14 protein-coding genes, 1 tRNA gene and 1 other RNA gene are annotated in these 19993 nt (G+C 69.7%); 11 read left to right on the top strand and 5 right to left on the bottom strand.

Annotated features, from left to right (window positions below):
• Positions 1–21: 21 nt before the first annotated feature.
• Positions 22–954: an oxygenase MpaB family protein gene (locus tag ACX80I_RS14850; protein ID WP_459345883.1), complete on the top strand. Its 933-nt coding sequence runs from the start codon at positions 22–24 to the stop codon at positions 952–954.
• Between the two features lie 50 nt (positions 955–1004).
• On the opposite strand, the gene ACX80I_RS14845 is transcribed toward ACX80I_RS14850, so the two are convergent.
• Positions 1005–1089, bottom strand: a tRNA-Ser gene (locus ACX80I_RS14845).
• A gap of 112 nt (positions 1090–1201) precedes the next feature.
• Between ACX80I_RS14845 and ffs the strand changes: the two genes are divergently transcribed.
• The 4 genes from ffs (at position 1202) to recR (ending at position 6743) form a co-directional block, all read left to right on the top strand.
• Positions 1202–1297: signal recognition particle sRNA small type (ffs, locus tag ACX80I_RS14840), an RNA gene on the top strand.
• 30 nt (positions 1298–1327) lie between these two features.
• Positions 1328–2281 (top strand): tRNA glutamyl-Q(34) synthetase GluQRS, encoded by a 954-nt coding sequence (gene gluQRS, locus ACX80I_RS14835; RefSeq protein WP_459345882.1) that lies wholly within the window; start codon positions 1328–1330, stop codon positions 2279–2281.
• A complete protein-coding gene (locus tag ACX80I_RS14830; protein ID WP_459345881.1) occupies positions 2278–5961 on the top strand; it encodes a DNA polymerase III subunit gamma and tau in 3684 nt (1227 codons plus the stop codon). Before gluQRS ends, ACX80I_RS14830 begins: the two co-directional genes overlap by 4 nt.
• A 185-nt stretch (positions 5962–6146) precedes the next feature.
• Positions 6147–6743, top strand: coding sequence for a recombination mediator RecR (recR, locus tag ACX80I_RS14825; protein WP_459345880.1), 597 nt, complete (start codon positions 6147–6149; stop codon positions 6741–6743).
• A gap of 56 nt (positions 6744–6799) precedes the next feature.
• Here recR and ACX80I_RS14820 read toward each other — a convergent pair whose 3' ends face one another.
• Together ACX80I_RS14820 and ACX80I_RS14815 are read right to left on the bottom strand one after the other, a co-directional pair.
• Complete coding sequence (locus tag ACX80I_RS14820; RefSeq protein ID WP_459345879.1) at positions 6800–7936, bottom strand: ABC transporter permease; 1137 nt, start codon at positions 7934–7936, stop codon at positions 6800–6802.
• On the bottom strand, positions 7933–8865 hold the full coding sequence (locus ACX80I_RS14815) for an ABC transporter ATP-binding protein (protein WP_459345878.1): 933 nt from the start codon (positions 8863–8865) through the stop codon (positions 7933–7935). Before ACX80I_RS14815 ends, ACX80I_RS14820 begins: the two co-directional genes overlap by 4 nt.
• A 230-nt stretch (positions 8866–9095) precedes the next feature.
• Between ACX80I_RS14815 and ACX80I_RS14810 the strand changes: the two genes are divergently transcribed.
• Positions 9096–10385 (top strand): aspartate kinase, encoded by a 1290-nt coding sequence (locus ACX80I_RS14810; protein WP_459345877.1) that lies wholly within the window; start codon positions 9096–9098, stop codon positions 10383–10385.
• 69 nt (positions 10386–10454) lie between these two features.
• Here ACX80I_RS14810 and ACX80I_RS14805 read toward each other — a convergent pair whose 3' ends face one another.
• On the bottom strand, positions 10455–13616 hold the full coding sequence (locus ACX80I_RS14805) for a S8 family serine peptidase (RefSeq protein WP_459345876.1): 3162 nt from the start codon (positions 13614–13616) through the stop codon (positions 10455–10457).
• Positions 13617–13834: 218 nt separating this feature from the next.
• Here ACX80I_RS14805 and ACX80I_RS14800 point away from each other — a divergent pair, with 218 nt between their 5' ends.
• The 5 genes from ACX80I_RS14800 (at position 13835) to purL (ending at position 19008) form a co-directional block, all read left to right on the top strand.
• Positions 13835–14719 (top strand): 3-methyladenine DNA glycosylase, encoded by an 885-nt coding sequence (locus ACX80I_RS14800; protein WP_459345875.1) that lies wholly within the window; start codon positions 13835–13837, stop codon positions 14717–14719.
• A gap of 86 nt (positions 14720–14805) precedes the next feature.
• Positions 14806–15408 carry an SSI family serine proteinase inhibitor gene (locus ACX80I_RS14795; RefSeq protein WP_459345874.1) on the top strand — a complete coding sequence of 201 codons (603 nt, stop codon included), beginning with the start codon at positions 14806–14808 and terminating at the stop codon, positions 15406–15408.
• A gap of 260 nt (positions 15409–15668) precedes the next feature.
• A complete protein-coding gene (purS, locus tag ACX80I_RS14790; RefSeq protein ID WP_087072828.1) occupies positions 15669–15929 on the top strand; it encodes a phosphoribosylformylglycinamidine synthase subunit PurS in 261 nt (86 codons plus the stop codon).
• Positions 15926–16726, top strand: coding sequence for a phosphoribosylformylglycinamidine synthase subunit PurQ (purQ, locus tag ACX80I_RS14785; protein WP_459345873.1), 801 nt, complete (start codon positions 15926–15928; stop codon positions 16724–16726). The genes purS and purQ overlap by 4 nt, the downstream gene beginning before the upstream one ends.
• Positions 16723–19008 carry a phosphoribosylformylglycinamidine synthase subunit PurL gene (gene purL, locus ACX80I_RS14780; protein WP_459345872.1) on the top strand — a complete coding sequence of 762 codons (2286 nt, stop codon included), beginning with the start codon at positions 16723–16725 and terminating at the stop codon, positions 19006–19008. Before purQ ends, purL begins: the two co-directional genes overlap by 4 nt.
• Before the next feature lie 258 nt (positions 19009–19266).
• Here the strand turns inward: purL and ACX80I_RS14775 are convergent, their stop codons facing one another.
• Positions 19267–19980, bottom strand: a complete 714-nt coding sequence (locus ACX80I_RS14775) for a class F sortase (protein WP_459345871.1) — start codon at positions 19978–19980, stop codon at positions 19267–19269.
• Positions 19981–19993: the final 13 nt, after the last annotated feature.

Here is a 19993-nt window from a genome sequence, read left to right as displayed (position 1 = left end):
ATGAACAGGATGGGTCACCGTATGGGAATCATCGGCACGTGGAAGACACAGCTCCGGACCACCTTCACGGACGGTGATCCCGCCATCCCCCAGTGGCAGTTCGAGTTCGAGAAGGGCGATGACGCCGGCTATTTCCCGGTCGGCTCGGCCGTCTGGACCGTGCACAGCTCCATGACGCCGACGGTGGCCGGCATCCGTGCCCTGCTGCTCCAGGCCCTGCATCCCGGAGCCATGGCGGGGGTGCATGCCCACTCGAGCTTCCGCGAGGAGCCGCTCGGCCGGCTCGCCAACACCATCCGCTGGATCTTCACGGTCACGTACGGCTCCAGGGTCGCGGCGCAGGAGGGCTCGGCTTTCGTGCAGCGGCTGCACACGAGGGTGCACGGCACCTACGTCGACAGCCGGGGTGAGGAGAAACCCTATTCCGCGGCCGACCCCGACCTCATCCGCTGGGTGCACCTCGCGTTCACCGATGCGTTCGTGGCTGCCCATGCCTCCTACGGCGGACCGATTCCGGGTGGAGTGGACCAGTACGTGGCCGAGTGGGCGCAGGCCGGGGAGCTGATGGGGCTGGAGGACCCGCCGCGCTCCGAGGCCGAACTGCGGTCCCAGCTCGCGGCGTTCGACGGCGAGCTCACGACCAGCGACCAGGTACGGGAGGCCCTGACCTACATCCGCCGTCCGCCGCTCCCGTGGTCCCAGCGCCTCGGGTACCAGGTGCTGTTCGCCGGGGCCGTGGCGACGCTCCAACCGAGGCACCGCGAGATGCTCGGCCTGAGGGTGCCGTCCCTCGGACCGATTGCCCTGCCCCTCCGGAGCGCGGTGCGGCTGGTGCTCGGGATGATCCGGCTGGGCCTCGGACCCGAGGGGCCGGCCGAGGCGGCCGCGAAGCGGCGCATCCGCCGCGTGACGGGGGCTGCGGCCGACGGCACTTCCGGGGTGGCGTCCGCTTAAACAGCAGGACCCCGGCCGGAGCCGGGGTCCTGCTGTCTGTAGCAACAAGGCGGAGGATGGGGGATTTGAACCCCCGAGGGCGTTAACCCAACACGCGTTCCAGGCGTGCGCCATAGGCCGCTAGGCGAATCCTCCTCATTTGGAGCAGATACCAGAATACCCATACAAGCGGATACTGCCGAATCGTGTCCTTTCGGGGCGGTTCCCGCCGATTCGAAAGCGGCCCATCCGACTGTGTAGACTATTTCCCGGCCCCTCATGTGGTGTCATCCTGTGAACTCCCCCAGGACCGGAAGGTAGCAAGGGTAAGCGGGCTCTGGCAGGTGCATGGGGGGTCTTCACTTTAAGGGCGCACTCAGTGGGAGGTCGGAAGGTGGCACACCAGGGCGCCGGCCGGTTCGCTCCCAGCCCGTCGGGGCAACTGCATATCGGGAACCTCCGCACCGCCGTCCTCGCCTGGCTGTTCGCCCGCTCCACGGGCCGGGACTTCCTGATCCGCATCGAGGACCTGGACCGCGTCCGTGCCGGTGCCGAGGCCGACCAGCTGGCCGAACTCGCCGCTCTGGGGATCCGCTCCGATGCACCCGTCATCCGCCAGAGCGAGCAGGGCCACCGCTACGCACAGGCCCTCGACGGCCTCCTTCACCGCGGCCTGGTCTACGAGTGCTTCTGCACACGTCGGGACGTGGCCGAAGCGGCAAGCGCGCCCCACGTCCGGCCCGGTTTCTACCCGGGCACCTGCCGCCGCCTGAGTGAGACCGAACGCGTCCTGCTGCGCGTGCAGCGACGTCCGGCGCTGCGCCTGAAGTCCGGCGTGGAGTCCTGGAGCGTCGAGGACCTGCTGGCGGGCCGCGTCTCCGCGCCGGTCGACGACTTCGTACTCCGGAGGAACGACGGCGTCATCGCCTACAACCTCGCGGTCGTCATCGACGACGCCGCGCAGGGCATCGACCAGGTGGTGCGGGGGAACGACCTGCTCGATTCCGCCCCACGGCAGTCCTACCTCGCCTCGCTGCTCGGCCTGCCGGTCCCCGTCTACGCCCACGTTCCCCTCGCGGTCTCGCAGGAGGGGCGCCGCTTGGCAAAACGGGACGGCGCTGTGACACTGGAGGACCTTGCCCGGCTGGGCTGGGCGCCGCCTGCGGTGCTGGACGTCATCCTGGCCTCCCTCGGCCTTCCTGGCGGGTCGTTCGAGGCAGCCCTGGCCGTGTTCGATCCCGGCCGGATGCCCCGTGAGCCGTGGGTGGTGGACCCGTCAGCACTGTTCCCTCCGTCGCCTGCACCGGCATGCAAACCGTCAGTACCAACCGATAAGGTTTCTTCGTGAGTACAGCCCTTTACCGCCGCTACCGTCCCGAGACCTTCGCGGACGTCATCGGTCAGGAGCATGTCACCGAACCCCTGATGGCGGCCATCGACAAGGACCGCATCAACCACGCCTACCTGTTCTCCGGCCCGCGTGGCTGCGGCAAGACGACCTCCGCCCGCATCCTCGCCCGATGCCTCAACTGTGCCCAGGGCCCCACCTCCACGCCGTGCGGCACCTGCGACAGCTGCGTCGAACTGGCGCGCAACGGGTCGGGCAGCCTCGACGTCATCGAGATCGACGCCGCCAGCCACGGCGGTGTCGACGACGCCCGCGACCTCCGCGAACGCGCGACCTTCGCCCCGGTGCGTGACCGCTTCAAGATCTTCATCATCGACGAGGCGCACATGGTCACGTCGGCGGGTTTCAACGCGCTGCTGAAGATCGTCGAGGAGCCGCCCGAGCACATCCTCTTCATCTTCGCGACCACGGAGCCGGACAAGGTCATCGGCACCATCCGCTCGCGCACGCACCACTACCCCTTCCGGCTGGTCCCGCCGGAGCCGCTTCTGGCGTACCTCGAGCTGCTCTGCCACCAGGAGAACGTGCCGGTGGCGCCCGGCGTGCTCTCGCTCGTGATCCGGGCCGGGGGCGGCTCGGTCCGTGACTCCCTCTCGGTCCTCGACCAGCTGATGGCCGGGGCCGGTGAGAACGGGCTCGACTACGAACTCGCCGTCTCGCTCCTCGGCTACACCCACGCGACGCTCCTCGACGACGTCGTCGAGTCGGTGGCCGCCGGCGACGCCGCGACCGTCTTCAATGCCGTCGACCGCGTCATCCAGACGGGCCACGATCCCCGCCGCTTCGTCGAGGACCTCCTCGAACGGTTCCGGGACCTGATCGTCATCAACGCCGTGCCGGAAGGCGCCGCGTCCATCCTCCGCGGCGTGCCCGACGACCAGCTCAACCGCATGCGCACCCAGGCGAACCAGCTCGGCGCCGGTGAACTCTCCCGGGCGGCCGACGTCACCAACACCGCGCTCACCGAGATGACGGGAGCCACCTCCCCGCGCCTGCACCTCGAACTGCTGTGCGCACGGCTCCTGCTGCCCGCGGCGGACGCCACCGCGCGTGGCACCCTGGCGCGCGTGGACCGCATCGAGCGACGCCTCGAGTACGCCGCCGGCGCTCCGGCGGCGGAGGTGGACGACGCACCGAAGGCACCAGCACGCACACGACTCGACGGCGTACCCCGGACCGCTGAGGAAGCCGCCGCCCGCTGGTCGCTTCCCCCTGCGGAGCCGGCAGCGGAAGCCCCTGCGGTTCCGGCTGCTGTGCCCGGCGTCCCCTCCCCCGCGGCACCGGCCGCCTCCCGCGTCCAGCCCTCCTCCGGCACGCCCGTCCGGGACTCGTCCCCCGACTGGGGCGGCAGTTGGGGCGTGTCCACGGACTCGGCGTTCTCCGACCCGGTGCCGTCGCAGCCGTCCGAGCAGCCCTCAACGCAGCCGTCCGGGCAGCCGGCAGCAGCCGGCCCGGCGAACCCCGCGGGGCAGGCCCCGCCGGTAGCGGACGTTCCCGCGACGGAGCGCCCGCAGGCGAGCCCGCAGGAATCCCCCCGTCCCGGATCCACGGCTCCATTCGGCCAGCAGGGTCCGCCGGTGCAGTCCACGACGGCTACACCTCAGCAACGGCAGCCGGCGGTGCAACAGCCGATGGCGCAGGGGCAGCAGCCCGCAGCGCCCGCAGCAGGACGGCGACCGGACCAGGACGACGCCCCACAGCAGGGACCACTGCAGGGCGGCCAGGGGCAGCAGGAGGTCCGTCGGCCCGACACGGCCCCGCAAGGCCGGCCTGCTGCCTCCGGGGGCAACGTCGAGATGGTTCGCCGGGCATGGCCGGAGATCATGGACGAGGTCGCCCGGATCAAGCGGGCCACCTGGCTCATCGTCAACGTGTCTGCCAAGCCGCGATCGTTCGAGGGCAATCAACTGGTCCTGGCCTTCGCCAACCAGGGCAACGCCATCGGGTTCCAGCGCGGGCCCCACGTGGACAACCTGAAGCAGGCCATCCACAAGGTCCTGGGCCTCACGTGTTCCATCGAGGCGGTCCACGACGCCGGCGGGGCGGGTGAGTCGGGCCCAAAAGTACCGGCCAGCCAGACGGCCCCGGGTAGCACCCCGGGCCCTGATTCCTCGGCGCCCTCGGCACTCCGCGGCGGCTCGCCGAGCGGTTCCCCCGGTTCTCCGCAGCCTCCGGAAGGCAGAGGTCCTGCAGGCCAGCCAGGCCCTACGGCTGCCCCTGGCAGGAACCCCGACGCCCAGCCGGGCCCTCGGCCCAGCACGCATTCCGACGGCCAGCCCGGTAGTCAGCCCGGCGGTTCCGCTGCAGCCCTCGGCGCCGATGCCGGTGGGCCGGCCGGCCCCGCTGTGTCCGCAACCGCCGGCGTCCGGCAGCCGGTAGTCAGCCCCGCCGGGGACACCGGTGCCTCCGCCCTGCCGGGAGCAGCTACACCTGGGCCGGGTCGAATGCCCGTCATCGCTGGACCCCGTGCCACCGGGCCTGATGTCCAGGCACCTGCCGGCACGCCCGGTTCCTCCGGGTCCGACGGCCCGGTCCCTGCCCGCACGCCGGGCCCCCAGCGGTCGCGCGGCGGCAGCCATCCGGCAGGAACACCTGCGCCGACTTCGGACCCCTCGGACGGCCCTTCCGGCGGGCGCCGACTGCAGGGATCCCGCTCTGCAGCGCCGGCCATCGGGAAGCCCCGTAGTGCCGGCGGAGCCCCTGCAGCCGGCGACCCGACGACCGAAGCGGTCAGCGCCTGGGATCCGTCGATGTCGGATGACTCATGGGCGCTCGTCGAGCCGCCGGAAGAGGCCTTCGACCCGGGTCCCGGCTGGAACGCAGTACCGGAGGATCCCTATGAGCGCCGGAACTCGGGCGCACAGGGAACACCAGTCCCTCCGGCCGGCGGTCCAGCATCTGATCGGGCCGGTGGAGCCGTTCCGACAGCTTGGGCGCCCCGGCGCTCCGGCCAGCAGGTGCCGGCACCCTCCACTGGAGCAACGGCCGGCCCCTCCGTTCGGCCTGAACGAACGCCTGAACGAACGCCTGGCCGAACGCCTGACCGGACGTCCGTCCCCGGTTCAGCACCCGCGCCCGTCCGCACTCCCACGCAGACGGCCGTGTCCCAGGGTCCCGGACCCGCGGTCCTGCCGCAGGTTCCAGAGCCCGACGCGTCCCGGTCGGTGGTGTGGAGCCCCGCCATCGGGTCGGTGCCCTCCGCCCCGGAAGCCGGCACGGTTCCGTCCCCGACACGTCCAGCAGGTCCAACAGGTCCAACACTCGGCGTCGGCGGGAGCGGATCGCCGGTGGCTCCTGCCGGTCCGGGGAGCACTACGGGTCCTCGCTCCGGCAGCCCGGCACCTGCCGGGCCCGGCGTGCTTGCGCCGGATCGCCCCGCATCAGCCGAGAATGTCCGGCAGAAGCCCGTCAGCCGTTACCAGCAGCTTCTCGACGAGGCCGAACGGAAGCGGGCCGAGGAGGCTGCTGCTGCCCGGGGAACCGCCGATCTCCGTTTCGTCGAGGACGAGCCCAGCGCCGACGACGAAACCATCGAGGAGTCCGGGCTGGTCGGCCGCAGGGCGATCGAGCGCATCCTCAATGGGCGCCTGATCGAGGAACGAAGCCTCGACGGCCAGTGACCTCCCTGCCCGGACGGGCAGTCAGGCGGGCAACGCTGAGGGCTTAACCGCCGCGTTGCGCGGCGACCGATCCGCGGCTCGGTAGGGCGGACAATGGAGGGGACACTCCCTGCCACCGCGCCGGAGAAGTAGGGCGGCCGGCTGTATCGCCGGCACCATCACCTGAGAGTAGAAGAGGGACCACCGTGTACGAAGGCGCAGTGCAGGAGCTGATCGATGAGCTCGGGCGCCTGCCCGGCGTGGGTCCGAAATCGGCCCAGCGCCTCGCGTTCCACATCCTGGAGGCGGACGGGGACGACATGAAGCGCCTCGTCACGGCCATCACCACGGTCAAGGAACGCGTCAAGTTCTGCACCATCTGCGGGAACGTGGCGGAGCAGGAGAAGTGCGCGATCTGCCGCGACCCTCGCCGCGATCCGACCATGATCTGCGTCGTCGAGGAGTCCAAGGACGTGATCGCCGTCGAACGGACGCGGTCCTTCCGCGGCAGGTACCACGTCCTCGGAGGTGCGATCAATCCGATCGCCGGGGTGGGACCGGACCAGCTGCGTATCCGGGAGCTGCTCGCCCGGCTCTCGGACGAGCAGATCCAGGAGATCATCATCGCCACGGACCCCAACCTCGAGGGTGAGGCGACGGCGACCTACCTGGTGCGGATGCTCAAGACCATCGGCATCCCGGTCACCCGCCTCGCCTCCGGCCTCCCTGTGGGCGGGGACCTCGAATACGCCGACGAGGTGACCCTCGGCCGCGCCTTCGAGGGCCGCCGCGCCATGTCCTGATCACGCCCTGTCCCGATCGCAGATTGCACGGGGTAGACGAGGACGATCTCGAGGAGCTAGGCGATGCGCGTCCCCTGCGCGAGGCGCCTCGCCGGCATCGTGAGCCTGCGCCGGGCGACCACCAGCAGCCCGGCCGCGAGCACCAGCTGGATCCCCAGCCCGAGGGGCCAGATCGGCGTCTCCTGAGGCAGCGGCCGAAGGGACTCGGCGAGCTCCTCGCAGGTCTGGTCGAGATCGGGTCCGGCCTGCGCCGACCGCACACCCTGACTGACCGACTCCATGACGCCCGGGACGTAGTAGGGGCCATCTCCGGCGAGCGGATCCGGCCCGGTGCCCTCCGGTAGACCCTCAGTGCGGTAGGGCACGGCGTCGGCAACCACCACGAACGGGTTTGCGGCGAGTAGCCATGCGATGTACTCCGTGTGCGGGATCATGCCCTGGCTCGTCCGCGTGACGCATTCCATCTCGGCATCCTCCCGGGGACCGCCGGAGTTGTCGAGACTACTTTCGGTGTAGGTGTAGTACGACGTCGTCATGGTTCGTTCCTCCATCACCAGCGTGGTGCTCAGCCCGAAGACGATGACGGTGCCGATGGCCAGCAGCGCCACCAGCATGTAGGTGCTCACGATCGAGAACAGCGGCCGGTGGGCGATCCCCGAGACGCCGATGCCGAGCGCGCAGACGACGCCCAGTTCGACCGCGAGCATCAGGAGGGAGACGAATGCTTCCTGCGCGTTGACGCCACCGAGCGCCAGGGCCCAGAAGATGAAGGGGCTGCTGAGCACGAGGAAGGCCAGCGATCCCACCCAGGATGCCAGCCACTTGCCGGCCAGGAGCTGGGAGGGACTCACGAGGGTCACCTGCAGGATGGCCAGGGTTCCGCCGGCGCGGTCACCGTTGATGGCGTTGGCCGACAGTCCCGGGGCCACGAGGAGGCCGAAGAGCAGGACGAAGCCGACGACGAGGTCGAAGAGGATGCCGCCCTCATTGGCGGTGGTTCCCAGCAGGGACGTACCGAGCACGAAGATGAAGCCGATCACCACGAACCAGATGCCGAGCATCCAGTACCAGCCCCTGCCACGCAGGCGCTGCCTCATCTCGAGGGAGAACACCGTGCGGACGGCCGACCAGAAGGGCAGCGTGGTGGCGGCACGGACGGGGTGCGGGGTCGATGGTTCGGTTGCGGTACTCATCGCCGGTCCGTATCCAGGCTCATGTAGGTCTCCTCGAGGGCACCGCCGGCGGGAGCGAAGGCGGTGATGACGACGTCGCCCGTCACCAGGGTGCGCAGCAACCAGGCCGCCTCGGCAGTACTGCCCAGCTGGACGAGGAACTCCTCGCGCCGGGAGTCCCCGCGCGTCTCGAAGCGGACCCCGTAGCTCTCGAGCGCCGCGGCGAGCGCCGACATCGGCTGCGCCTGGACGTAGTAGCGGCGCACCTGGCTGCCCGCCTCGTCGAGCGTCTGGGTCTTGACCGACTGCCCCCGGCTGACGAAGACGGCACGGTCCGCGATCTCGTCCAGCTCGGACAGGACATGACTGGACACGACGACGGTCTTGCCGTCGGCCGCGAGGGACCGCAGGAGTGAGCGCAGTTCCACGCGGGACCCCGGGTCGAGTCCGGAGGCGGGTTCATCCAGCAGCAGGACCTGTGGGTCGTGGATCAGGGATCGCGCCAGGCTGAGCCGTTGCTGCTGTCCGCGCGAGAGCACGCGGGCCGGCTGGCGGCCAAACTCGGCCAGGTTCACGGCGACCAGCAGCTCGTCGGCACGGCGCGTACGGTCCTCCGCGCTCATCCCGTACAGGGCACCGAGCGTCGTCAGCACCTCGAAGGCCGTCAGGGACTCCCACATGCCGAGCGTGTCCGGCATCCAGCCGACCCGGCTCCTCACTTCCCCCGGCTGCGTGACGGGATCGAACCCTGCCACGCGCACGGTGCCGGAATCGGGGGCTAGGAGGCTCGCCAGAATCAGCAGCAGCGTGGTCTTGCCGGAGCCGTTGGGACCGATCAGGGCGGTCACCTCCCCGGGCGGAGCCTCGAAATCGATATCCCGGACGGCCTGCACCGAGCCGAAGCTCCGGGCGACTCCCTCGACAACGATCCCCCCGAATTCGTCGGTCATGCTATGAGGGTATGCGACGAATGCCCGCTCGGACCCCGCGGAGCACGAGGTATTCGCGCAGGGGACGCTGTTCTTATTCGGACCCAGACTTTGGGCGGGCAATTGCCGCGCCGCTACACTGGCACGGGCGCGGATCCCGGTTCCATGTTCCCGAGGCGCCGGTGCCGTCGCCCGCCAACAACCAGCGCGGTGGGTTCCACCGCCGTCCTCCTTCACCAGTGAGCGAGTGCATGAGCCTCATAGTCCAGAAATTCGGCGGATCATCGGTCGCCGACGCCGAGGGCATCAAGCGCGTGGCGCAGCGCGTCGTCGACACGCAGGCGGCCGGCCACCATGTGGTGGTCGTCGTCTCCGCGATGGGTGACAGTACCGACGAGCTGCTGGACCTCGCCGCCCAGGTGAGTCCGGCGTCCTCCGATGCCCGCGAGATGGACATGCTCCTCAGCGCGGGCGAGCGCATCTCGATGGCCCTGCTCGCCATGGCCATCCACGGCATCGGAGCGTCGGCGCAGTCCTTCACCGGCAGCCAGGCCGGCATGATCACCGACGCCATCCACGGCAAGGCCCGCATCATCGACGTCTCACCGCACCGCATCCGGACCGCCATCGAAAAGGGCGACATCGCCATCGTGGCCGGATTCCAGGGCATGAGCCGCGACAGCAACGACATCACGACCCTCGGCCGGGGCGGCTCGGACACCACCGCCGTCGCGCTCGCGGCGGCACTCGACGCCGACGTCTGCGAGATCTACACCGACGTCGACGGGGTCTACACGGCCGACCCCCGGGTCGTCCCGTCGGCGCAGAAGATCGACACCATCTCGAGCGAGGAGATGCTCGAGATGGCCGCATCGGGTGCCAAGATCCTGCACCTTCGCTGCGTCGAGTACGCGCGGCGCTTCGGGGTCCCCCTCCACGTCCGCTCCTCCTTCAGCCATAACGAGGGCACCTGGGTCCTGCCCAGCCCCGACGACCAGATCAAGATTCAAGAGGGAGAACCCTTGGAACAGCCCATCATCTCCGGTGTCGCGCACGACCGCTCCGAAGCGAAGGTCACCGTCGTCGGCGTGCCCGACATCCCCGGGAAGGCCGCGGAGATCTTCGGCATCGTCGCGGGCACCAACACGAACATCGACATGATCGTCCAGAACGTCTCGACGCATGGTTCGGGACGCACGGACATCTCCTTCACCCTGCCGATCGTCGACGGCGCCGAGGCCCTCGCCGCGCTCGGCGAGGCGCAGGACCGTGTCGGCTTCGAGAGCGTCGAGTACAACGAGACCATCGGCAAGCTCTCCCTGATCGGCGCCGGCATGCGGTCGAACCCGGGTGTCTCCTACCGCTTCTTCCGGGCCCTGTCCGACGCCGGCGTGAACATCGACATGATCTCGACATCGGAGATCCGCATCTCCGTGGTGACGGGGGCCGACCTCCTCGACGCTGCGGTCCGCGCCGTGCATGCGGCCTTCGAGCTCGACGGCGACACCACGGCGACCGTGTACGCCGGCACGGGGCGCTAGCCTCCCCTCCAGAGAACGAGAAAGGCCGGTGGATGATCCACCGGCCTTTCTCGTGTCCGTCAGGTACTGCTACTTGTCCCCGGTGGGGGTGATGGCTTCGCGCGGCCCCGTCAGAAGCTTGGCCGCCGGGTCGACGGCCGGGAGCTGGGCCACGGCCTCGCCCTCCCCGTCGACGACGACCGTCACGTAGGTCACGGCGGAGGACCCCGCGTAGGTCACCCGTCCCACGTAGGAGCCGGGGGTGAGGCCGGTCCAGGCGAGGGTCACGGCACCCGTGCTGCCGTTCGCGAGGACGAGCGGATTGGGTGTCAGCGTCGCGTTGTTCTCGCCGCTCTTCAGGATCGCAGCATCGATGGTGCCGGTGGTGGGCGCGTTGTCGGTGCTGGCGTACAGGTTCGCGATGATGCGGTAGGTGCCGGCTGCCGGGTTCGGGATCGTGATGGTTTCACTGGCATCGGCCGTTGCCACCTGGGTCACGGTGCCGTTCGGCCTGACCACGGCCATGTCGAAGTCCGCGGACGGATCGTCCGACAGCACCGAGAACTTGGCCACGGAAGTACCCGCGGGCACCGTGACGGACTTGGAGGCATTGGATGCGTTGTCGGTGTCCTCGTAGTCGCCCGGCACTAGGCTGATCGCCGTCGAGTCCGCCTTCGAGAGGCCCTCGAGCGTCATCTGGATCGGGCTGTTCGTGCCCGAGGTGACGTCGAAGCTGCCGCTTCCGTCGGGTCCGGCGGAGGAGAAGGCCACCTCATTCGGCGCGTTGACGGCCTGGGCGCGGACAGCCACCGGGGAGGTGACCTTCTTGCCCTGGCCGGACCAGGTCAGTGAACCGGCGGCGAACTGACCGAACGGTGCGCCCTGGTTCTCGAAGGAGACCTTGAACGTGCGGGTCTCTCCCGGTGCGCTGAAGTTCAGGACCGACGGCGTGACGGTCACCTTCACTCCGGGCACGCTGGCAGTCGCGCGGTAGAGCCCGGGCGTCACGGCGGTGACCGTGCGGGTCACCTCGATACGGCCGGTCAGGTTGCCGAGCCCGAACGACGGGACGTTGGTGTCCTTCGCGGCGACGGGCTCGATGCCGTCGATACCCAACTCGACGCCGGTGCCCTCGATGAAGCGCAGGTAGTCGTCGATGTCCTGGTCGTAGACCAGTCCGGGGCTGAGGACGCCGGCCGGATTGATGTGTCCCGCGCCCACGGCGAGGACGTCGGTCTCGACGGCGCCGGTGGCGGTCTTCAGCGGGTAGGCCGTGGTCATCATCGCGGATTTCACGGTCGCCGGGGACCAGGCGGGGTTCTTGCCGAGTACCAGGGCGGCGAGGCCGGCGACGTGCGGCGACGCCATCGACGTTCCGGACAGGAAGCCGAACTGCTCACCGTGCGAGCCGACGGTGGAGACGCCGGCGAGGACGGCGACACCCGGAGCCGTGACGTCCGGCTTCAGGAGGTCGGAGTCGGTCGCGAGCAGCGGGCCGCGCGAGGAGAAGCCTGCGACCTGGGGCGCGGGAGGCAGGGGCTTGCCCGTGGTGTCCTTGGGCTGCAGGGCGACGGTGAGTGCCGGGTTGGCCGCGACCTTCGCCTTGAGCTCGAGAGCCTCGGGGGCGTTGACGTGCACCGTGGGAACCGCGTGCTGGTCCGTGTCCGTCGAGGAGTCGACGAGGTTCACCAGGATCATGCCGACACCCCCGCCGCGTGCGACCTCGGCGCTCTTGGCGGTGCGGTCGACGACGCCGCGGTCGCAGACCACGATCTTGCCGGCGACCTTTGCGGGATCGAGCGTGTTGGGACCACAGAGGTTCGGGTTCGCCGCGCCTGCTGCTGCAGCATCGACGGCGAGGACTACAGGGCTGGCCGGGACGCCATCTCGCATGATCGAGGCGCCACGGTACTTGGTGCCGTCGGAGAATTCGGCGGTCCCCTGCAGTTCGTAGCTGAACGTGCTGGCGGCGACCGTCGTCATCCACGGAGCGCCGTGGTTGACGGTGCTGGCCGTGGGGCCGGAGTTGCCGGCCGAGGCTGCGACGAAGATTCCTGCGGACGTGGCCGAGAGGAAGGCGAGGGACACGGGGTCCGTCGTCGTCGTCGTGCTGCCCGAGATCGAGAAGTTGAGGACGTCGACGCCGTCGAGGATGGCCTGGTTGATGGCCGCGATGGCGGCGGAGTTGTAGCAGCCGCCCGTATTGGGATTGGTGTCTTCCCAGCAGATCTTGTAGACGGAGACCTTGGCGGCAGGAGCGACGCCGGAGGAGACGCCGAAGCTGCGGCCGTCGACGGTCTGGGTCACGCCGGAGTTGCCCGCGGCGGTGCTCGCCGTGTGCGTGCCGTGGTTGTCGATGTCCACCGGGGAGAGGACTTCCTCGGGAGCGCGATCCTCTGCCGGAACGCTCGCGAGGAACGCGTCGGCGAAGTACCGGGCCGAGAGGACCTTGGAGTTGCAGAGGCTTCCGTCGAAGTCCTCGCCGACCTGGCATTCGCCGGTGAAGGTGGAGCCATCGGATTTGAGCATCGCGATGTCGCCCGCGGCGTCGAGGTAGGGCACTCCGACCTTGGGCTTCGCATTGCCCTTGAGCGGTTTGACGGGGTCGCCCGCGAGGAACGGGTTGTCCGGCGCGTACCCGGTGTCGATCACGCCGACGACCGTTCCCGCGCCCGCGTTCTTCTCTCCGCCGAACTGGGTCTTCCAGGCGCCCTTGTTGCCGCCCAGGCCGAGGAAGTCGATGCTCGAGTAGTCGGGGGCGTTCTCGACGTCCGGAGCGACGAGGAGGACGTCGTCGCTCTTCGCGAGCTGGACGGCCTGGTCGGCACTGAGGTCCGCGGCGAAACCGTTGAGCGCCGCCGTGTAGGTGCGCTTGATCTCGACGTTCTCCTCGGCGGCGACCTCCTGCTGCTTGGTCTCGAGGAACTCCGAGTACTTCTTGACGTTGTCGGCTGCGGCGTCGAGCTTGCGGCCCTGCTCGGGTTTGGTCGGCGCGATGCCCTGCACGCCGCCCTCGTAGGTGGCCAGCGGCTTGTCGGCGAGCACCACGATGTACTTGCCGGCCGGGTACTGCGCCGGGTCCAACTCCTTGGCAGGGGCTTTCTGCGGCGTCACCGAACCGGACTGGGCGGGCGCTGCGAAGGCAGCAGGCGCCACGGCCGTCGATGTCACCAGTAGCGGCAGACCCAGGACGATGGCCGCGGCAGCGCGCGCGGCGCCGCTCCCCCGTCCGGCTTTACTCCGTTGTTTCATAGGAAGGTAGTGCCTCTCGTGAAAGTGCGGGCCGGCCAAGGCCGTTCCCCCGGTGCCGTGCTTTCCTGGCTAGGACCCCAGCCTGTGATGATGGCCACAGACGCCACGGCGAGCACAAACTTACCCCAGGCAACTCACGACGCCCACAGGATCCAGCGTGTCCCGCGCACAATTTCCACGCGGTATTTACCAATCCACCCCCCGGTGATAATGGAAGGATGACCGACGTCCTCCTGCCCCGCCTGCAGGCGGTCGAATGGCAGGATCGTGAACGGCGGCACCAGGACCGCGCCGCCCGCTTCGCGGAGCCCTACCTCGACCGCCGGTCCCGCGGCTCCCGGCACCCCGTCGAGGACTTCCTCTTCACCTACTACAACCAGAAGCCGGGCCAGCTCCTGCGCTGGCACCCGGGAGCCGGTGTGGTGCTGACGGGAGCGGCGGCGGCGGCGCGTGCCACCTGGAAGTACTACACGGCGGACGACGACGGCGTGCAGGTGGATGTACGCCGGTTCACGGCGGAGCGGCGCGAGGCGGTCGACTTCGCCCGGCTGATCCTCGCCCGGACGGCAGCACGGCCGGCGCAGTTCGGCTGCTTCGGGCTCCACGAGTGGGCCATGGCCTACCGGTCGGCGGTACACGGCGTGCGGCACGACTACCTCCGGCTCCGGCTGGGTACCGCGGGCACGGACGACGTCGTCGAGCAGTCCCGCATCCGCTGCACCCACTTCGACGCCTTCCGTTTCTACGCGCCGGAAGCCGTGCCCCTCAACGAGCATGCGCCCACGCGGGAGACGCAGCGCGACCTCGAGCAGCCGGGCTGCCTGCACGCCAACATGGATCTCTACAAGTGGGCGTACAAACTCACCCCCCTCCTGCCGAGCGAACTGGTGATGGACTGCTTCGAGCTCTCGTGGCGGATCCGCACCATGGACATGAGGGCGTCGCCGTACGACCTCTCGGACTGGGGATACACGCCCATCGCGATCGAGACGGCCGAGGGCAAGGCCGAGTACGTCCGCCTGCAGCGCGGCTTCGCCGAGGAATCTCAGGCGCTCCGGGCGCGGCTGCTCGACCACCTCGAGAGGGCGCTCGGCGGGTCGTGACGGTGCGGGTCCGGACCGGGACGCTCCGCCGTCGTCCCTCGTTGAGCCTGCATCAGCCATTACGCTGGCAGCCGAGGGGGACCACCATGACAACGCCTGTCCTGACGCGAGCAGCCCGGCCACGCCGAGGAACCGTGCGGCTCGCGCTCGTCCTCACCGCACTGCCCCTCGCCCTCTCCGCGTGCGGCGGGCCGGCAGCCGAACCGACAGAGCAGGAGACCGCCGTGCAGTCCTCCCCCGATTCCTCCGGACCGCCTGAGGCTTCCGGAACGCCCGGGCCCTTCGAAACCGCCGGAGCCTCGACACCTGACAGCAGCGCGGTGCCGACGGCACCTCCCACCGCCCCGGGAACCAGGGCTCTGCTGACCATCTCCATCCAGCAGGATGCGTCCGCGGAGCCAGTGCAGTATGTCCTGGAATGCGTGGACGGCGCGCCTGGTCCCGCCTCGACCCTCCCCGGCGCCGAGGCCGCCTGCGCCGCCCTCGCCCGGCTCGGCACGAGGTTCTTCACGGCCCGCCCCGACAAGGACATCATCTGCACCCAGCAGTACGGGGGCCCGCAGACCGCAAGCATCACCGGCACATTGGACGGAACGTCGATCCTCGCCTCCTTCGCCCTGACGGACGGCTGCGAGATCTCGCGATGGAACAGGGTCCGGGACATCCTCGGGGCTCCGGGGGCGCAGTAGCGCCTGCCCGCCTTCCGCCCGTCGGAGTGGGAGATCGGGCCCATGACGCCCCTGAAGACGTCCGAAAGGGAGTCCGTCGAGGGGTCCGTGGAGGAGTGCGACGGCCCCGGACCGGCGCCGGGCGAATCCCCGGTAGACTTGTAGGGCAAGCTCGCGGAGCGCCGGTGTCAACCCAGATGCGGCGTGAGACGGCACTTCCGGGCTACTGCATTTAATGCTGGAATCCCCAGCACTTGCCGCTCACGCACAGGAGTTGCCGGATGTCCCGGATTGTTGTCGACGTCATGCCCAAGCCCGAGATCCTCGACCCGCAGGGTAAGGCGATCGCCGGAGCCCTCCCCCGGATCGGCCTCACCGGGTTCGCCGGTGTCCGCCAGGGCAAGCGCTTCGAGCTGACCGTGGACGGTGACGTCACCGAGGAGATCCTCGAGCAGGCCCGCCACGCCGCCGCCACGTTGCTGTCCAACCCCGTCATCGAGGATGTCACGCGCGTGGAGGTTCTCGAGGAGGACGCGCAGTGACCACCTCCAACATCGAGACGCCCCTCATCGGCGGCCCGCAGCCGGTCGCCTCGAACAACGAGGACAGCCCGCTCAGCGGCGTGAAGGTCGGCGTCGTCACGTTCCCCGGCTCGCTCGACGATCGCGACGCCGTCCGCGCCGTCCGCCTCGCGGGCGGCAGCGCGGTCCACCTGTGGCATGGCGACCACAGCCTGCAGGACGTCGACGCCGTCATCATCCCCGGCGGATTCTCCTACGGCGACTACCTCCGGGCAGGCGCCATCTCCCGCTTCGCACCACTCATGGAGCAGATCACCGCAGCAGCATCAGGCGGGGCCGACGCCCTTCCCGTGCTCGGCATCTGCAACGGTTTCCAGGTCCTCACCGAGGCGCACCTGCTGCCCGGCTCGATGATCAAGAACAACGACCTCCACTTCATCTGCCGCGACCAGCGCCTGCGGGTCGAGAACGCGGACACGTTCTGGACGTCGGAATACGCGCAGGGCGAGGAGCTCGTCATCCCGCTCAAGAACCAGGACGGCCAGTTCGTCGCGGACAACCGCACGCTCGACGAGCTCGAGGGCGAGGGCCGCGTGGTCTTCCGCTACGTCGGCGGCAACCCCAACGGCTCGCGCCGCGACATCGCCGGCATCTCGAACGCTGCGGGCAACGTGGTCGGGCTCATGCCGCACCCCGAGCACGCGGTGGAGGCCGGCTTCGGCCCCGACTCCTCGGCGCGCGGCGAGGTCGAGGTCCGCGGCGGCACCGACGGGCTCGGCATCTTCACCTCGGTACTCAAGAAACTGGTGGGCAAGTGACCGCAGAGACAATGTCCAAGAAGTTCAACATCGACACCGTCGCGAACGCCGAGGCCACCCCTGGCCAGGCGCTTCCCTGGGCCGAGCTCGGCCTGAAGGAGAACGAGTACCAGCGCGTCGAGGAGATCCTCGGCCGCCGGCCCACCGGCGCGGAGCTCGCCATGTACTCGGTGATGTGGAGCGAGCACTGCTCCTACAAGTCCTCCAAGGTGCACCTGCGCCAGTTCGGCGACAAGGTCACCGAGGCCATGAAGGAGCACCTCCTCGTGGGCATCGGCGAGAACGCCGGCGTCGTCGACATCGGGGACGGCTGGGCCGTGACGTTCAAGGTGGAGAGCCACAACCACCCGTCCTTCGTGGAGCCCTACCAGGGTGCCGCGACCGGCGTCGGCGGCATCGTGCGCGACATCATCTCGATGGGCGCACGCCCCGTCGCCGTCATGGACCCGCTGCGCTTCGGTGCGATCGACCACCCCGACACCGCGCGACTCGTCCACGGCATCGTCTCGGGCATCGGCGGCTACGGCAACTCCCTCGGCCTGCCGAACATCGGCGGCGAAGTGGTCTTCGACGCCATCTACCAGGGCAACCCGCTCGTCAACGCCCTCGCGGTCGGCGTGCTGCGCCACGAGGACATCCGCCTCGCCAACGCGTCCGGCGCCGGCAACAAGGTGGTCCTCTTCGGCGCCCGCACCGGCGGCGACGGCATCGGTGGCGCATCCGTCCTCGCCTCCGAGTCCTTCGACGACGCCAAGCCCTCCAAGCGGCCCGCGGTCCAGGTGGGCGATCCGTTCGCCGAGAAGGTGCTCATCGAGTGCTGCCTCGAACTGTTCAAGGCCTCCGTGGTCGAGGGCATCCAGGACCTGGGTGCCGCAGGCATCTCCTGTGCGACGTCGGAACTGGCCTCGAACGGCGACGGCGGCATGCACGTCGAACTCACCAACGTGCTGCTGCGCGACCCCTCCCTGACACCGGGCGAGATCCTCATGTCGGAGTCGCAGGAGCGCATGATGGCGGTCGTGACGCCCGAGAACGTCGCGGCGTTCGAGGCGATCATGGACAAGTGGGCCGTGGAGTACTCCTGGCTCGGCGAGGTCACCGACACCGGGCGCCTCATCATCGAGTGGGACGGCGAGAAGATCGTCGACGTCGATCCGCGCACCGTCGCCCACGAGGGACCGGTCTACGACCGCCCGTTCCACCGGCCGGAGTGGCTGGACGGCGTCCAGGGAAACTCCTTCGTCCCAGAACCCGCGGACCTGCGGGAGGCCGTGCTCGAACTCATGGCCTCTCCCAACATGTGCGCGAAAAACTGGGTGACGGACCAGTACGACCGCTACGTGCAGGGCAACACGGCGCTCGCCATGCCCGACGACGCCGGCGTGATCCGCGTGGACGAGGAGACCGGCCTCGGCGTCGCCATCTCCACCGACGCCAACGGCCGCTACTCCTACCTCAACCCCTACGAGGGCGCACGCCTGGCCCTCGCGGAGGCCTACCGCAACGTGGCCACGTCGGGTGCCGCGCCCCTCGCCGTCACCGACTGCCTGAACTTCGGGTCCCCCGAGGACCCCGAGGTCATGTGGCAGTTCGCCGAGACCGTGCGCGGGCTCGCGGACGCGTGCCAGGAACTCGGTGTGCCCGTGACCGGCGGCAACGTCTCGCTCTACAACCAGACCGGCGGCGTCGCCATCCACCCCACCCCGGTGGTCGGCGTCCTGGGCGTGTTCGACGACGTCGCGCGGCGCACGCCGTCCGGCTGGCGCGAGGACGGCCAGGCCGTCTACCTGCTGGGCACGACGGCCGACGAGCTGGACGGGTCCGAGTGGGCCAACCTGCGCGGCCACCTCGGCGGACAGCCTCCCGCGCTGGATCTGGCGGCGGAGAAGACCCTCGCGGCGATCCTCGTCAACTGCTCACGCGACGGCATGATCGACGCCGCGCACGACCTCTCCGAGGGCGGCCTCGCGGCAGGCCTGAGCGAGATGACGCTGCGGTTCGGTGTCGGCGCGCGGATCGGGCTCGACGAGCTCTGCGAGCGCGACGGCATCGACGCGTTCACCGCGCTGTTCAGCGAGAGCCAGGCACGCGCCGTCGTCAGCGTCCCCCGCTCGGAGGAAGTGCGCTTCAACGACATGTGCACGGCCCGGAACTTCCCGACCATCCGCATCGGGGTAGTGGACACGGAGAACCAGGCGCTCGACGTACAGGGCTACTTCAACCTGCCGCTGGACCAGCTGCGGAAGGCACACGAGGAGACACTGCCGAAGCACTTCGGCTAGTCGCTCGACGGGGCAGCACGCCCCGGCTCGCAGGAGGCCGCCACCCGACCGGGTGGCGGCCTCCTGCGTCGTCCGGACCCCTCGGAGTCCGTCGCGGACTGCTTGTCGGGGCTGGGCCGCCGCGCCGGGCGCCGAAACCCGTGGCGGCGCCCCACCGCACCGGAGCCGCAGCCCCGGGTTTACGGCCCGACCACGACGCTGTTGCCCGGCTGCCATGCGTCAGGAGCCGGAAGTCACGGTGCGGGCCGGATCACCGGTTCACGCAGTCTTGGGCATCGCCGTGACGACGACATTCTTGCCCCAGGGGTCCTCGGTGTAGCAGCTGATGAGGACCACGCGGTTCGGGACGATGTTCCAGATATCGCTGTCCTTCAGGGTGTCCTTGTCGTGTGTGAGGACCGAATCGACGACGTAGGTGATGTCGCCCGTCTGTGTGGTGAGCGTGAACTCGCTTCCCACGAGCGCTTCGTTGCTCAGCCGGTTGAAGGGCGCGTCCTGGCCGTCCCAGCTGTGCCCGGCGATGTAGGTGGTGTTGTTCGAGCCTGCGCCGGGAACCCCGTACGAGGTGAGCCAGTAGGCGTCGAGGGTGAGCGGCGGCACCAGCGACTGGGCTGCCAGGTCCGCGTCGCTGGGGGTCAGCGGGAGTACGGCCACGTCGATACCCGCGGCGGCGAAGGACAGCGCGATGGGCTGGGATGCGGCGGGCCCAGGGTCCACTGCGGGTGCTGCGGGCGCCGCGGAGGCTGCTGGAGGGGCCGCCGAAGGCGTCGCGACGGCGGAGAGAGTGCTCGACGGCGCGGTCGATGGTGCTCCGGCGGAGTCCGGCGGCAGGACCGATACGCCGATCGCGAGGCCGACTGCCGCGACGAGCGGGAGGGCTATCCAGGGCTTCCGGGACCGCTTGGGGGCCCCGGTGTGCGCTGGGGCGCCGAGCTGCTGACCGGCCGGTTCGTCGACTCCGTGCTGTTCCATGCGGTGCGCTGTC

The sequence above is a fragment of the Arthrobacter rhamnosi genome (genome assembly GCF_054510855.1).
The sequence above is the reverse complement of the archived record's forward strand: the minus strand, read 5'-3'. Positions and strand labels throughout refer to the sequence as shown.

What these genes read in the sequence shown, in the direction of transcription:
- ACX80I_RS14850 (WP_459345883.1), top strand. Translation starts at nt 22, where the DNA reads ATGGGAATCATCGGCACGTGGAAGACACAGCTCCGGACCACCTTCACG.
- ACX80I_RS14820 (WP_459345879.1), bottom strand. Translation starts at nt 7,936, where the DNA reads ATGAGTACCGCAACCGAACCATCGACCCCGCACCCCGTCCGTGCCGCC.
- ACX80I_RS14815 (WP_459345878.1), bottom strand. Translation starts at nt 8,865, where the DNA reads ATGACCGACGAATTCGGGGGGATCGTTGTCGAGGGAGTCGCCCGGAGC.
- ACX80I_RS14810 (WP_459345877.1), top strand. Translation starts at nt 9,096, where the DNA reads ATGAGCCTCATAGTCCAGAAATTCGGCGGATCATCGGTCGCCGACGCC.
- ACX80I_RS14805 (WP_459345876.1), bottom strand. Translation starts at nt 13,616, where the DNA reads ATGAAACAACGGAGTAAAGCCGGACGGGGGAGCGGCGCCGCGCGCGCT.
- ACX80I_RS14800 (WP_459345875.1), top strand. Translation starts at nt 13,835, where the DNA reads ATGACCGACGTCCTCCTGCCCCGCCTGCAGGCGGTCGAATGGCAGGAT.
- ACX80I_RS14795 (WP_459345874.1), top strand. Translation starts at nt 14,806, where the DNA reads ATGACAACGCCTGTCCTGACGCGAGCAGCCCGGCCACGCCGAGGAACC.
- purS (WP_087072828.1), top strand. Translation starts at nt 15,669, where the DNA reads ATGTCCCGGATTGTTGTCGACGTCATGCCCAAGCCCGAGATCCTCGAC.
- ACX80I_RS14775 (WP_459345871.1), bottom strand. Translation starts at nt 19,980, where the DNA reads ATGGAACAGCACGGAGTCGACGAACCGGCCGGTCAGCAGCTCGGCGCC.